The sequence below is a fragment of the Clostridium omnivorum genome (assembly GCF_026012015.1).
Classification (GTDB): Bacteria; Bacillota; Clostridia; order Clostridiales; family Clostridiaceae; genus Clostridium_AX; species Clostridium_AX omnivorum.
This window is the reverse complement of sequence record NZ_BRXR01000001.1, coordinates 317,595-332,421: the sequence shown is the minus strand read 5'-3', so window position 1 is coordinate 332,421 and position 14,827 is coordinate 317,595. Positions and strand designations below refer to the sequence as shown.

The window sequence follows — 14,827 nt, the reverse complement described above, 5'->3', positions numbered from 1 at the left end:
CTGTAAGTATGAATTCCATTTCAAACTTCATTTGCGTACCTCCTATTATTTCCAATAGAAATGTCGCAAGACTATATATACTATAAATATAGTACTTAGTACAAGAAAGGACAAAATCTAAAAATTAGGGATTAAATTAGAAGTAAGAAATTGAAGATTCTATAAATATATATAATAGATTCATATGTTTTCTAACATTTAATAACTCTAATATTTTAAGCAACTCTCATTTTGCAATTGTACTTTGCAACTCTTCTATAAAGAAAAATTAATCAACTTATTTATTATATATCATCTTTTCAAAATATGCAAGATAATATTGAATATTATTTTTTAGATCTATCTATCATGCCTTTAACAATATCCATATATCTCTGTGATACCTCAGGACATGCTTCCAATATGCTGTCAATCACATAATCTATGTTGCTGTCATCTACTTTTTTTGCAGCAATATCGTAGTCTGTTAATATTTCTTCGCTCTGAAGATGTGAATATATTTTATCTACTATTGGAGATTGCATAAGATCATTATTAACAATACAGCTATTGGAAAAGTATAGCAATCCATCAATAACAGCTAATTCGCCATAGCTATATTCCTTCTCAACTTTAGTGATTCTATCATCTGTTAAGGTTTCATAACGAGTATGCTCCACATGTTTTATATCAACTCTATTGTTGATATCTTTTCTTGTTAGAACTGTTCTTACTTCAAGATCAAGCAATCTTTGTTTCATATGTTCAGTAAAATTTTCTCCAAATTCAGCTATAAATTGCTTAACTGATATAGTCTTTTTTATATTGTAAATTCTTTTCATTGCTGTATTCTCTCCTTTTATAGTATATAGCACCCTTTGTATGGAAAGCATTAATGCAGTTAATGCTTTCCATACAAAAGGTAAGTAATAAATCAGTATACTAGAAAACCACCTTTAATAAGGTGGTACTAGCAGCGTTTATATATTAATATTTAATATATTATAACCTTTATTATAATTTTACTACATTAGCAGCTTGAAGACCTTTTGGTCCTTGTTCTACTTCAAATTCAACTTTTTGACCTTCTTCAAGGCTTTTTCTAGCTTCGTTGCTTTGAATAGCTGTAAAATGAACGAAAACGTCATTTTCCCCTTCAACTTCTATAAAGCCAAATCCTTTTTCTGAATTAAACCATTTAACTGTTCCGATTTTCATTAATTGTCCTCCTAAGATAAAACACAATATTCATTGATATAAATTTTTATCAACAGTGTTTTAACAACTATATTATTATATCACAATAATAAAAAATAAACAAAAAAAATTTAAAGCTTATTTTTGTTCTATTGGGATGTTTAAATTAAGTTCAAATAATAATAAAAAAATATTAAAAATAAATGTAATTTTCAACAAAAAAGGCCTTACTTTTACATGACAAATTTAGTATTATTTATATGTAAAAGGGGGTCGAATCATGAAAGAATCAAAACAAGAAAAAAAGGAATACTTAGTCAAAAATGAATATGAGGTTAATAAAAAAGTAGCTTTCATATTACTTATTACTGCAGTAGTTATACTTCCAATTGTATTCTTTCTTATCTATTTTAGAATTTTTCCAATTTCAATGGATACTGCAAAAATTCAAATAGGTGCAGCATTTATTCTTTTTATAGTGCCTTACATAATTTCAAAGTTAGGATTTTATAATAGACCATGGTTTAAATACCTTGGAATAATATTATGTGTAATTGGAGTTGGGGCTATACTAAAACCGTTTAAGTGGAATGCATATATTATACTTTCATTTCCAATTTTTCTTTCTTCCATGTATTTTGATAAAAGAATTGTTAAGGTGGCATTTCTAGTTTCTGTGGTGGTTTATGCATGCGTTGATTATTTTGTTCAGGGGGATTTAATTAGCAGTGGATTACTAAAAGACAGAACAGTAATAAAGGCTTGGATTGTTTCTTCTCTATCAAATACTTTGGAGTTTCTTGCTATTGCTTTTGTGACTTCCAGTGTTGTAGACAGATCAAGGGGAATTATGCTTGGAATGGCTGATGCAGAAGAACAGGCAAAACTATTAGGAAAGATTTCAAAGATATTAAACAATGTGAAGGAAGTATCTGAAAGTTTAAGTAAATCAGCTTCAGACTTAAAATTCATAACTGATGAAACAACTGCAGCTAATGAGGTTATAGCAGATAATTCGGATAAAACATATAAGACCTTTGAAGATACTATAGCTTATATTGAGAATGCATCTAAATCAATTGGCAGCATATCTGAGGATTTGCTAGACATCGTAAATCAAGCTGAGGCAATAAATGGTGCAGGTAAAGCTGCAAGTGAGTCAACTAAGAAAAGCCTAAAGGAAATCGAAAGCACCATAGTTGAAATGAAAAATATTCAAAGTGCTTTTGAAGAAAATAGAGTATTAATTAAAAATTTAGGGGAAAGATCAGCTGAGGTAAGCAAGATAACACAGGTAATTACCGACATATCCTCTCAAACAAATCTTTTAGCACTTAATGCTGCAATAGAGGCTGCAAGGGCTGGTGAAATGGGGAAGGGGTTTGCAGTAGTTGCTGATGAAATAAGGAAACTGGCAGAGCAATCTGCAGAAGCCGCAAATAGCATCGCAAAGCTAATTGAGCAAGTGCTGGATGACACAAACAAAGCTGTAGTAGCAACAGAAAATAACATTGACAGAATTGATAATGGGCTTCAAATGGTCAATAGATCAGGAAAAATGTTTGATGAAACTGCAAACTTAAACAATGAAGTGTATAAGAATATGGATGAAATAGTAAAGTCAAACAAAAGAATTAATGATTATTCTAATACAATTGTAGATATTATGGACAACATAAGTAAATTGTCACAACAAGGTACTTCACAAATGAAGGAAATAGCTGCTTCTGTAGAAGAGCAGCTTGCATCAATACAAACTGTTGCAGCTTCAGTACATGAGATTGATAAAATGGCAAATAATCTTACTAATATTTCAAAGGAAGAATAAAAAAATAGCTAACAAAATATAAATAATAGTGGTAAAATAGTAAAGTGGTTTTATAGGTAAATCACTTTACTTTTTTTATGAATGGGGGATGGGGATGGATACAATCAAAAAATTTATATCGTATTATAAACCTTACAAAGGTATGTTTTTTACAGATATGTTCTGTGCACTTGCTTTATCAGGGATAGACTTGGCTTTTCCCTTAATAGTCAATTACTTACTGGACAATGTTTATACACTACAAGATAAAAACACTATGATAAAATTAGTAGTTTATATTGGACTAGCTCTTTTAGCAATGTATGCAGTGAAGTATTTATGTCAATATTACATAACCTCCTATGGACACATAATGGGTGCTAAAATGGAAGCAAATATGAGAAGTGATTTATTTAATCATCTCCAAAAACTCTCTTTTTCTTATTATGATAACACAAATACAGGTAAGCTGATGTCAAGAATAGTAACGGATCTATTTGATATTTCAGAACTAGCTCATCACGGCCCAGAAGATTTATTCATATCTATTTTAAAGATTATAGGTTCTTTTATAATCTTGCTAAGTATTAATGTGAGTATAACATTGATACTGTTTGTATTTACAGTACTTATGGTATTCTTTGCTATAAAATATAATAAGAAGATGAAATCTACATTTACAAGAAACAGAGAAAAAATAGCTAACGTAAATGCACAAATTCAGGACAGTCTTTCAGGAATTAGAGTAGTAAAATCCTTTGCTAATGAAAAGGTAGAAGGTAAGAAGTTCCACAAAGGCAATTTGGAATTTTTAGAGACAAAAGAAGCTGGCTATTTTATAATGGGAAGGTTTTTTAGCGGAAATCAATTTTTTCAAGGATTATTGTATTTAAGTGTAATATTAACAGGAGGTTTTGCAATTAGTGGTGGAAAACTTAGTCCATCAAACTTAGTTGTATATATTTTATATATTAACATTTTTATAAATCCAATTGATAAGCTTGTTAATTTTACAGAACAATTTCAAAGGGGAATTACTGGGTTTGAAAGGTTTATAGAAGTAATGGAAACTGAGCCGGAAATTGTGGATTCAAAAAATGCTATTGAACTTAAAAATCCAAAGGGCAATATAACATTTAATAATGTATCCTTTAGTTATGATAATAAAAATGAAGTGCTTAAAAATATTAATATTAACATAGATGCAGGTAAGACCTTTGCCTTAGTTGGTCCTTCTGGTGGTGGAAAATCTACTTTTTGTAGTTTAATACCACGATTTTATGAAGTTTACGATGGTTCTATTTCAGTAGATGGAATAGATATTAAAAGTATAAAATTAAAGTCACTTAGAAACTTTATTGGTGTAGTTCAGCAGGATGTTTATATGTTTTCAGGTACAATAAGAGAAAATATAGCATATGGTAGAACCGATGCTTCAGAGGAAGAAATTATAGAAGCAGCTAGAAAGGCTAATGCTCATGAGTTTATTATGGAACTAGAAGATGGTTATGACACTTATGTTGGAGAAAGAGGTGTTAAACTATCAGGTGGGCAAAAGCAGAGGGTTTCGATTGCAAGGGCCTTTTTAAAGAATCCACCTATATTAATTTTGGATGAAGCAACTTCAGCATTGGATAATGAAAGCGAAAAGTATATTCAAAAATCTCTTGATGAATTAGCAAAGAATAGGACAACTATTGTAATTGCTCACAGGCTAAGTACAATAAGAAATGCAGACGAAATAGTAGTACTTAATGATGACGGAATACAGGAAAGAGGAACTCACGAGGAACTTCTAAGCAAAAATGGAATGTATGCAAGTTTATATAACATGCAGTTTGAAATGTTTTAGTAATAAGGCATGAGAAAGAAAAATATATTACTTAAAGATTATTATGAATAATAATTAATTTAACAATACAGCACCATTAGCTTTACTAATGCTGCTGTATTTATTTTTTGTAAATTAACATAGCACAACATAAATAAGAAGATTTTTTCATAAACTATTGAAATGTTTAAAGAAGTTTGATATATTATAAATATACCACCCCCCCACCGGGTGGGTGTCAATAAGGAGTGATAGAGTTGAACGAAGAAAAAAAGAAGGCTTTGATGGCTTTAAAGACATCAAAAGGGCAAATTGAAGGTATTATAAAGATGCTTGAAGATGGAAGGTACTGTGTAGATATATCTAACCAAATAATTGCAGCACAAGCTCTTTTGAAAAAAGCAAATATGATGATTTTAAAACAGCACTTGCATCATTGTGTTAAAGATGCTTTTGATCAAGATAAAGGTGATGAGAAGATAGAAGAAATAATTGATTTATTATCTAAAATAATAGATAAGTAATAAATATTTTTATACAAAGCCAAGTTATTGTAAATGGTTATGTTTAATCAAGGAAACAGGAGGAAAAAACATGGCAACTAAGTCATTAAAAATAGAAGGTATGACTTGTGCAGCTTGTGCAAAAGCTGTAGAAAGAGCATCCAAAAAGCTTCAAGGTGTTAATGAAGCAAGTGTAAACTTTGCTACTGAAAAATTAAATATAAATTTTGATGAAACAAAGGTATCTATTCCAGATATTCAGGCTGCTGTTGAAAAAGCCGGTTACAAGGCAATTATAGAGTCAAGCAGCAAAACCTTTAAAATAGAAGGCATGACTTGTGCAGCGTGTGCAAAAACAATTGAAAGAGTAACAAAAAAACTTGATGGTGTTACTGAATCAAATGTTAATTTTGCAACAGAAAAATTAAGTATAAGTTATGAACCTTCAAAAGTAAGAGTAGCAGATATTAAAAAGGTTATAGAAAAGGCTGGGTATAAAGCCTTAGAGGATGAGGTTACTGTTGATGAAGATAGGGAGAAGAAAGAAAAAGAAATAAAATTATTATGGAAGAAGTTTATTATCTCTTTAATCTTCACAGTTCCTTTACTTACAATTTCAATGGGGCATATGGTAGGGGAAAAGTTAGGGTTTAGTCTTCCTAGTATCATTGATCCTATGATAAATCCTAGAACCTTTGCAATTGTTCAGTTAGTTTTAGTTATACCAGTTATGATTGCAGGCAATAGATTTTTCAGAGTTGGGTTTAAGTCATTAATAAGAAGAAGTCCTAATATGGATTCTCTTATTGCAATGGGTACTTCCGCAGCCTTTTTATATGGAATATTTGCTATAGTGCAGATTTTTAGCGGTAATGTGGATTATGCCTATGATTTATATTTTGAATCTGCAGGAGTTATTATCACACTTATAACACTGGGAAAATATTTAGAGTCTGTTACAAAAGGCAAAACCTCTGAAGCTATTAAAAAGCTAATGGGACTAGCGCCGAAGACAGCTACAATTATAAGAGACGATAAAGAAATAGAAATATCCATAGATGAAGTTGAAGTTGGAGATATTATTATTGTTAAACCAGGAGAAAAGATGCCTGTAGATGGAGAAGTAACTTACGGTATGACTTCAGTAGATGAATCCATGCTTACAGGAGAAAGCATACCAGTTGAAAAGAATGTGGGAGATAAGATAATTGGTGCAAGTATAAATAAAAACGGAACAATAAAGTATAAAGCTACTAAGGTTGGTAAAGACACAGCCTTAGCACAGATTATAAAGCTTGTAGAGGATGCTCAAGGTTCCAAAGCTCCTATAGCGAAGCTTGCTGATATTATTTCAGGATACTTTGTACCAGTAGTAATTTCAATTGCTGTTCTTTCAGGCGCAGCGTGGTATATGTCAGGTGAAACTGGAGTATTTGCTCTTACAATATTCATATCAGTACTTGTAATTGCTTGTCCTTGTGCTCTAGGGTTAGCTACACCTACAGCTATTATGGTTGGTACTGGAAAGGGAGCAGAATATGGAGTACTTATAAAAAGTGGAGTTGCACTAGAAACTGCACATAAGATAAAAACAATTGTGTTTGATAAAACAGGTACAATTACAGAAGGTAAGCCAAAGGTTACTGATATAGTTGTTCTTAATGGAATGTCAGAAGATGAACTATTACAAATAGCTGCTTCAGCAGAAAAGGGTTCTGAGCATCCGCTTGGAGAAGCTATTGTAAAAGGAGCAGAAGAAAAAGGATTAGAATTTAAGAACATAGATTTCTTTAAGGCAATACCTGGTCATGGAATTGAAGTTAAAATAGATGGCAAAGATATTTTAGCGGGAAATAGAAAGCTTATGACAGAAAGCAATATATCTTTAGAGAACCTTGAAGAAACCTCAAATAGGCTAGCTGGTGAAGGTAAGACACCAATGTACATTGCTGTAGACAATAAGATGGCAGGTATTGTAGCTGTTGCAGATACTGTTAAAGAAAACAGCAAGAAAGCAATCGAACAGCTCCATAAGATGGGTATAGAAGTTGCTATGATTACTGGGGATAATAAGAGAACTGCTGAAGCAATTGCAAAGCAGGTTGGTATAGATAGAATATTAGCTGAGGTTCTTCCACAGGATAAAGCTAATGAAGTTAAAAAGCTTCAGGCTGAAGGTAAGAAGGTTGCAATGGTTGGGGATGGCATAAATGATGCTCCAGCACTAGCACAAGCTGATATTGGTATAGCTATAGGATCAGGTACAGATGTGGCTATGGAATCTGCAGATATTGTTCTTATGAGAAGTGACCTAATGGATGTACCAACCGCAATACAATTAAGTAAAAAAACTATAAAAAATATTAAAGAGAATCTATTTTGGGCATTTGGTTACAATACACTAGGCATACCTGTAGCAATGGGAGTTCTTTATATATTTGGTGGACCGCTTCTAAATCCAATAATTGCAGCAACGGCAATGAGTTTTAGTTCAGTTTCAGTTCTATTAAATGCATTAAGACTTAAAGGATTTAAACCAATTAAGTAAATATATAAATATTTATATATAATTTCATATAGGAGGAATTAATAATGGAAAAGAAAATATTAATTGAAGGAATGAGCTGTGGACATTGTGTTAATCATGTTAAGGAAGCTTTAAGCGAACTTAATGGAGTAAAAAGTGTATCAGTAGATTTAGCTGCAAAAACAGCAGTAATTGGGGCAGATACAGAGATAAAGGATGAAGATATTAAATTTGCTATAGAAGATGCAGGTTATGAGGTTGTAAAAATAGAAAATATGTAATTTAAAATAGCTTTGATAACTAAGGTTATCAAAGCTATTTTAAATTAACCAATATATTTTTTGAAATACTAATGAGAGAATTTATATTTTTCATATAAATTTATAAATAGCTTGATATGTAGCTCTTCATCTAAAATTATTCTTTCTAACAGTTTTATTATATATTTATCATTAATTATTGATATATGGTGTTTGTAATTATCAATAGCCTTTTTTTCGGATTTTATATCTTCAAGAAGCATATCTTTTATAAATACAGTAAAGTTGATGTAGCAGGGTGACCAAAGTTGTCTAGAAGGACATATTGCATTAATATAAATTGGCTTTACTCCAAGCATTTTTATAGTTTTTCCAAGCAGTTCTAGGTGCTTCATTTCAGCCATAGCTACTCCACCAATAAGTTCGGCATAATCACTAAATTCTCCATCACTAACAATATGTTGATACACGTAAAGATTAATTGCAGTAAGTTCGCTAACTTCACCTGAATAATCCTGAAGTAGAATATTGGCAAAGGTTATATTGGGCTTTTCTACCATTGGCTTAGGATAAGGTAGATTTGCAATGTACTTTGTATGTTTCAAAATATCACCAGGCATTAATACCTCCAAAAATATTGCTCCAATAATATTTTATTCTTAGCTAGAGAATGTGCTACTATTTTCATGAGAATTTTTGCTATTAAATTATAGTTAATTTTATTATGGATAAAGGTGCTGGTATTAGTTTATAAAAAATACTATTTTCAAAGTTAATGAAATATCTATAATAAAGTTAAAAAATATGACGAAAAATGAAATTATAGTAAAGATATGACATAAGTTGTCGATAATAAAATATAACGCTGAGTTAAAAAATAAGGGGGGATCTTAATGTCGTTAAAAAAGAAAATACCAATTCTAATTACTACATTATTAATAGTATCAGTTGTAATTACAAGCATTTTTTCCTATTATGAATCTTCAACTCTAATGTATAGAACAAGTAAGGATGAAATGCAGTCTGTATCAAAAAGAGCTGTAGAAACAATTACTGCACTTGTGCAGAAGGAATTGATTACAGTCGATGAACTTTCTGGTAATAAGAATATTGATGCTTTTTTACAAAAAGCTTTGACTCAAGATCCTAAAAGTGACGAATATAAAGCGACTTTGGAAAATGCAAATAAAATGTTAGATGAGCATGTAGCTTCTTCAGGCAATTTAGAGCACGCATTTTTAGTTAGCTCAAAAGGAATTATAATTGCAGATAGTGATAGAAAACTTATTGGCAGTGACATTAGTGATAGAAATTATAATAAAGCTACTTTAGGTGGAAACGGAAAACAAATAATAAGTGAGACTCTAGTTTCTAAATCTACAGGGGCACCAATAATAGTATTTACATGTCCTATTAAGGAAAATGGAAACATAGTTGCCTATATGGCAACAGCAGTAAAAGGTGAAAGCTTTTCGACATATTTATCTAAAATAAAGGTTTCCAGTAGTCCATCTAGCTATGTATTTTTAGTTGATGAAAAGGGTAATATTATCTACCACCCAACTAAGGAAAAGATAGCAAAGCCTGTAGAAACACCACAAATTAAAGCTGTCTCAGATAGAATAGTAAAAGGCGAAAAGGTTCAGGGAACTGCTATGGAATATAGCTACAATAAAGCAGATAAAATAGCTGCGTATGAAGAGGTTCCTAACACAAACTGGTTAGTGGTATTTACAGCAACTAAAGGTGAAATAGCTGCACCAATAAAAAATATGACCAATATGATTTTCATAATTAGTGCTATTATTGTTTTAGCTGCTATAGTAATAGGCGTAATTGTATCAGGAAGGATAACAAAACCAATTGGTATGGTAACTGATTTAGTAAATATGACCGCAAATCTTGATTTGACTTATCAAAAACAATATGAGGTACTGCATAATTATAAAGATGAGGTCGGCGTTATGGCTAAGTCTATAATAAATATGAGAATATCCTTAAGAGAAGTTTTAAGCAGTTTAATACAAGTATCTGAAAATATAAGCAGCAGTGCTCATAATGTTGAAGCTTCTACTGAAGTATTACAATCTATTGCAGATGAAACTTCTATGGAAACAGAAAGTCTTTCTGCTGGTATGGAAGAAAGTGCAGCAACAATTGAAGAAATATCAGCATCTTCTGGAGAGATGGAAGGTGCAGTTAATGAAGTTGCAATAAGAGCAACTGGTGGAAGTGAAAAGGCAAATGAAATTGCTGGAAGAGCTAAAGAACTTAAACAAGGTGCAGTATTATCAAAAGAAAATTCTAATTCGGTTTATAATAGTGTTAAGTTAGAAATGGAGCAAGCTATTAATGGATCAAAGGCTGTTCAACAAATTGAAACTTTGGCAAAAGCTATTCTGGACATTAGTGATCAAACTAATTTATTAGCCTTAAATGCTGCTATCGAAGCTGCTAGGGCTGGTGAGGCAGGTAAAGGCTTTGCAGTAGTAGCTGATGAAGTTAGAAAATTAGCTGAGCAATCTGCAGCAACTATTGGTGATATACAAAGTGTTGTAAGAACTGTAAATGATTCTGTAAAGAATCTTACTAATACATCAATAAAAGTACTTCAATATATAGATAGTGATGTAAAACAAGATTATGATAAGTTCATCAATACTGGGGATCAATACAGCGATGATGCAGAGGAAGTAAATAAATTTATGATGGACTTCAGTGCCGTTTCTGAGGAATTAAGCGCCTCTATATCAGGAATTTCTAAAGCTATAAGCGAAATGGCTAATACAGTTAATGAAGGAGCCTCAGGTATAAGTAATATAGCCAACAAAACCATTACTGTAGCTGAAAAGACGCAAGAAATAAAGTCAAGTGTAGACGAAAATATGAAGAGTGCTGAAGTGCTTAAGGGGATTACAAATAAGTTTAAAGTTTAGGCTTTTTATGGTATATTAAGTTTACGGAGTGTTTTTAAGTATATTGTGCAGCCTCAGGGTGTCATAAGACACTTTGAGGCTTTATTTATATATTCACATTCTTATGAAATATATCTCTTTTTATTTAATACCAGGTGTATAAATTACATGTAATTGTAACTACAATATAATTAAGAGAACTTTCTCAGTGTTTCGACTGAAAGGAGGTAAAAGTCCTAAATGGACTTTTACGGGTAAACTGTCGGTGATAACCTATAAGAATAGTTTACCCCGTGCTCCGAGTGATAAGGAGGTTAAAGGTCTAAACGACCTTTAACGAGTAATCTGCCGGTGTGAGCCGGCATGAATAGATTACTCAGTGTTTCGAATGAAAGGAGAAAATCATGAAGCGAGGAGCTATTGAAAGAAACTTTAGAAAAATAAAAAATCAAATAGCACAGATTGATGAAATTGTTAGACATACTAAAACTAATGCTCTATGGGATCATGAGTCTGCAGTAAGAAAAAAACTAAAAGAATTAAAGGAATACGAAGATGCTGATTTAAAGGATTATACCTATGTTTATGAAGGGTATCTTGAAATACTAGAATACATATCCAAAAGACTATTAGAGGACTATAATAATAAAAATCATACCAGTTTTAGATTTGAAGACATAATAAGACATAATTATGATAATTACTTAAAATCGGGAATTATTACTGTATTAATAACGAACCATATACCTGAAGTAGCACTAAAGGAGTTTGAAAGGATTTTTCCATCAAACCCAAAAGATGAATATACAGACACTAGAAGGTTAAATAGAAAGTTTTATCTGCATCTTGGTGAAACCAATACCGGAAAGACTTATAATGCAATGCAGAGGCTAAAAGTTTCAGCAGATGGAGTTTATCTTTCACCGCTTAGAATATTGGCATTAGAAAACTATGAGAAACTTAATAGAGAAGGGACTAAATGCAGTTTACTTACAGGAGAAGAAGAGATAAATGTAGAAGGAGCAAGGCATACAGCCTGCACCATAGAAAAACTGGATATTTCTCAGCAATATGAAGTTGGAGTTATAGATGAAATTCAAATGATAAATGATGACCAAAGAGGTGCAGCTTGGACAAGAGCCTTATTAGGACTTAAATGCAAAGAAATACATATATGTGGCGCCATGAATGCTAAAGAGGTAATTGTTAAGATATTAAAAGATTGCAATGAAGAATTTGAAATAATTGAATATACAAGAAGTATTCCACTAGAGGTAATGGATAAAAGTTTTTCCTTTAAGGATATTCAAAGTGGTGATGCTCTAGTAGTATTTTCAAAGAAGAGGGTTTTAGAGCTTGCTTATAACTATTCGCAGCAAGGAATAAAATCAAGCCTTATTTATGGGGATTTGCCACCTGAAGTGAGAAAAAAGCAGTATGAACAATTCATAGGTAAAGAGACCTCTATTTTGATTACAACTGATGCGATAGGCATGGGAGTTAATCTTCCTATAAGGCGGATAATATTTATGGATATGAAAAAGTTTGATGGCAGTGAGGTAAGATTCTTGAATTCTCAAGAAGTTAAGCAAATTGCCGGTAGAGCAGGAAGAAAGGGAATATATGATATAGGATATGTAGGTACTTATGGGGATAACCTAGACTTTATTAGAGAAAATCTTGATATGGAGGATTATCCAATAAGGCAAGCGGTTCTAGGACCAAGTGAAGAGATATTAAGAATTAAGAATTTGCCGCTTAGGGAAAAACTGGCACTATGGAGTACAATGGAGCCTAAGGTACCTTACTATAAAAAAATGGATGTAAGTGAATACATAGTTTTACTTGATACAATAAAAGGCTATAGATTGGATGAAAAGATTCAATGGAAGCTGTTAAGAATTCCTTTTGACGTATCAAATTCAGCTATTATGGAAACATTTTTATTCTTTATTGATGAGATATTTGTGGCTAAAAGTAAAACTATATCAAAACCACAGTGTCTTCTAAAAGATTTGTATGAATTTGAAAGGTACTATCAAAAGATAAATTTATACTATTCTTTTTCAAAAGCCTTTGGTTTAGAATTCGATGAAAAGTGGGTTTATGAAGAGAGAATCAACGTAAGCAATTCAATCAATATAATATTAAAGGATATTTAAAAACATGAGTTAACTTCTATTTAGAAGGTAAACAAAGGAGAAAAAATATGGAACATATTAATTTTGATTCCTTAGAGCTAAGTAGTGAAATATTAAAAGCTATTAAGGGACTTGGTTTTAATAAAGCTACAGAGGTGCAGAGTCAAGTTATACCTCTAGCATTACAATACAAGGACATGATTGTTAAATCACAGACTGGAAGCGGCAAGACTGCAGCTTTTGGAATACCGGTTTGTGAAGCTGTAAATATTGAATCAAAGGAACCACAGGTATTGATTTTAACACCCACGCGAGAACTATGCATGCAGGTAAAAAATGATATATCAAACATTGGTAGGTTTAAAAGAATAAGGTGTTCAGCTATATTTGGTAAACAGCCCTATGAAGGTCAGGCAAGGGAACTAAAGCAAAGAGTGCATATTGTAGTTGGTACACCAGGTAGAACGCTTGACCATATTCAAAGGGGAAGTCTTGTAACTAGTAATATAAAATATCTAATTATAGACGAGGCTGACAAGATGCTAAACATGGGTTTTATTGACCAAGTTGAAGGGATAATAAAGGCTTTAAAAAAAGAAAGAGCAACTTGGTTATTCTCTGCTACTATGCCTGCGGAAATTGTACAGCTTTGTGAAAAGCACATGAATAATCCAATTAATATTGAGGTGGAATCAAAAAATACCATAGTTAAAAAGGTTAAGCAGTGCTGGTACCAGATTGAAGAAGAGAACAAAAAAGATTTGCTAAAAAAAGTATTATCTATAGAAAAACCTGATAGCTGTATTATTTTTTGTAATACTAAGGACAAAGTAAATAGCTTATTAAAATATATGAAGGACAAGGGCTATTCCTGCAATTCTCTACATGGGGGAATGCTTCAAAAGGATAGGCTAAATATTATGGATAGTTTTAAACTAGGAGAATTTGAAATCCTTATTGCAACTGATGTAGCAGCTAGAGGAATAGATATTGAAAATCTAACGCACATCATAAACTATGATTTACCGGAGGAAAAAGAAAGTTATGTGCATAGAATAGGTAGAACTGGACGTGCTGAGAATACTGGAAAAGCAATAACTTTTGCATGCCCCAATGAAATAAACTTTTTAAAGGAAATTGAGGAGTATATTCAATACAAAATAGATAAAAAGGAGCTGCCGACAAGGGCTGAAATTGATGAGGCTGACAAAAATCCTGATAAAAAAGTAAATAAAAATTTAAAAGTAAAAAAAGGGGCAAGTCTGGAAAAAGATATAACTAAAATATATATAGGAGCTGGAAAAAAGAAAAAGGTAAGAGCTGGTGATATAGTGGGCGCTATTACTAGTATTGAAGGAGTTAATGCAGAGAATATTGGCATAATAGATATACAAGAGAATTTTTCATATATAGATATATTGGATGGTAAAGGTAGTATTGTTTTAGAGGGGCTTAAAACAACTACTATAAAAGGAAAGATAGTTAGAGTAGAAAGAGCAGCTAAGTAGAATTATGTGCAAAAAAATGGTTCGAAAATTGTGAAAAAAGTTAAAATTCGTTGTATATATTTATGAGGTATGGTAATATTAATTTGTAGTGATAGTTTATATCACATGAAGATTTAATTTTCTAAACAGCATTTCCTCTTTGGGAAATTATTTGTTAGT

The 14,827-nt window shown here is 31.6% G+C and carries 11 protein-coding genes; 8 read left to right on the top strand and 3 right to left on the bottom strand.

Translation table 11 applies throughout. From position 1 onward, the window contains the following. Positions 1-326: 326 nt before the first annotated feature. Positions 327-821 carry a hypothetical protein gene (locus tag bsdE14_RS01535; RefSeq protein ID WP_264848160.1) on the bottom strand — a complete coding sequence of 165 codons (495 nt, stop codon included), beginning with the start codon at positions 819-821 and terminating at the stop codon, positions 327-329. 172 nt (positions 822-993) lie between these two features. After that, positions 994-1,197: a cold-shock protein gene (locus bsdE14_RS01530; RefSeq protein ID WP_264848159.1), complete on the bottom strand. Its 204-nt coding sequence runs from the start codon at positions 1,195-1,197 to the stop codon at positions 994-996. A gap of 259 nt (positions 1,198-1,456) precedes the next feature. Here bsdE14_RS01530 and bsdE14_RS01525 point away from each other — a divergent pair, with 259 nt between their 5' ends. The 5 genes from bsdE14_RS01525 to bsdE14_RS01505 all read left to right on the top strand — a co-directional run bounded on the left by bsdE14_RS01525 (position 1,457) and on the right by bsdE14_RS01505 (position 8,125). Further along, a complete protein-coding gene (locus tag bsdE14_RS01525; RefSeq protein ID WP_264848158.1) occupies positions 1,457-3,004 on the top strand; it encodes a methyl-accepting chemotaxis protein in 1,548 nt (515 codons plus the stop codon). 94 nt (positions 3,005-3,098) lie between these two features. Then, positions 3,099-4,835, top strand: a complete 1,737-nt coding sequence (locus tag bsdE14_RS01520) for an ABC transporter ATP-binding protein (RefSeq protein ID WP_264848157.1) — start codon at positions 3,099-3,101, stop codon at positions 4,833-4,835. 236 nt (positions 4,836-5,071) lie between these two features. Beyond that, positions 5,072-5,338 (top strand): metal-sensing transcriptional repressor, encoded by a 267-nt coding sequence (locus bsdE14_RS01515; protein WP_264848156.1) that lies wholly within the window; start codon positions 5,072-5,074, stop codon positions 5,336-5,338. Between the two features lie 70 nt (positions 5,339-5,408). Beyond that, positions 5,409-7,865 carry a heavy metal translocating P-type ATPase gene (locus bsdE14_RS01510; protein WP_264848155.1) on the top strand — a complete coding sequence of 819 codons (2,457 nt, stop codon included), beginning with the start codon at positions 5,409-5,411 and terminating at the stop codon, positions 7,863-7,865. A 44-nt stretch (positions 7,866-7,909) separates the two neighbouring features. After that, entirely contained in the window at positions 7,910-8,125 is a 216-nt protein-coding gene (locus tag bsdE14_RS01505; RefSeq protein WP_264848154.1) for a heavy-metal-associated domain-containing protein, read from the top strand. A 68-nt stretch (positions 8,126-8,193) separates the two neighbouring features. Here the strand turns inward: bsdE14_RS01505 and bsdE14_RS01500 are convergent, their stop codons facing one another. Beyond that, entirely contained in the window at positions 8,194-8,724 is a 531-nt protein-coding gene (locus tag bsdE14_RS01500; RefSeq protein ID WP_264848153.1) for a ferritin-like domain-containing protein, read from the bottom strand. A gap of 273 nt (positions 8,725-8,997) precedes the next feature. On the opposite strand from bsdE14_RS01500, the gene bsdE14_RS01495 reads away from it, so the two are divergent. The 3 genes from bsdE14_RS01495 to bsdE14_RS01485 all read left to right on the top strand — a co-directional run bounded on the left by bsdE14_RS01495 (position 8,998) and on the right by bsdE14_RS01485 (position 14,668). Further along, the gene (locus bsdE14_RS01495; RefSeq protein ID WP_264848152.1) at positions 8,998-11,040 is read left to right on the top strand and encodes a methyl-accepting chemotaxis protein; all 2,043 of its coding nucleotides are present in this window, start codon (positions 8,998-9,000) and stop codon (positions 11,038-11,040) included. A gap of 383 nt (positions 11,041-11,423) precedes the next feature. Next, positions 11,424-13,181: a helicase-related protein gene (locus tag bsdE14_RS01490; RefSeq protein ID WP_264848151.1), complete on the top strand. Its 1,758-nt coding sequence runs from the start codon at positions 11,424-11,426 to the stop codon at positions 13,179-13,181. 47 nt (positions 13,182-13,228) lie between these two features. Next, a complete protein-coding gene (locus bsdE14_RS01485; RefSeq protein WP_264848150.1) occupies positions 13,229-14,668 on the top strand; it encodes a DEAD/DEAH box helicase in 1,440 nt (479 codons plus the stop codon). Positions 14,669-14,827 lie beyond the last annotated feature (159 nt).

Bases quoted from the DNA above. Each gene is read 5' to 3' on its own strand.
- bsdE14_RS01525 (WP_264848158.1), top strand. From the start codon at position 1,457: ATGAAAGAATCAAAACAAGAAAAAAAGGAATACTTAGTCAAAAATGAA.
- bsdE14_RS01530 (WP_264848159.1), bottom strand. From the start codon at position 1,197: ATGAAAATCGGAACAGTTAAATGGTTTAATTCAGAAAAAGGATTTGGC.
- bsdE14_RS01485 (WP_264848150.1), top strand. From the start codon at position 13,229: ATGGAACATATTAATTTTGATTCCTTAGAGCTAAGTAGTGAAATATTA.
- bsdE14_RS01505 (WP_264848154.1), top strand. From the start codon at position 7,910: ATGGAAAAGAAAATATTAATTGAAGGAATGAGCTGTGGACATTGTGTT.
- bsdE14_RS01490 (WP_264848151.1), top strand. From the start codon at position 11,424: ATGAAGCGAGGAGCTATTGAAAGAAACTTTAGAAAAATAAAAAATCAA.
- bsdE14_RS01535 (WP_264848160.1), bottom strand. From the start codon at position 821: ATGAAAAGAATTTACAATATAAAAAAGACTATATCAGTTAAGCAATTT.
- bsdE14_RS01500 (WP_264848153.1), bottom strand. From the start codon at position 8,724: ATGCCTGGTGATATTTTGAAACATACAAAGTACATTGCAAATCTACCT.
- bsdE14_RS01495 (WP_264848152.1), top strand. From the start codon at position 8,998: ATGTCGTTAAAAAAGAAAATACCAATTCTAATTACTACATTATTAATA.
- bsdE14_RS01510 (WP_264848155.1), top strand. From the start codon at position 5,409: ATGGCAACTAAGTCATTAAAAATAGAAGGTATGACTTGTGCAGCTTGT.
- bsdE14_RS01520 (WP_264848157.1), top strand. From the start codon at position 3,099: ATGGATACAATCAAAAAATTTATATCGTATTATAAACCTTACAAAGGT.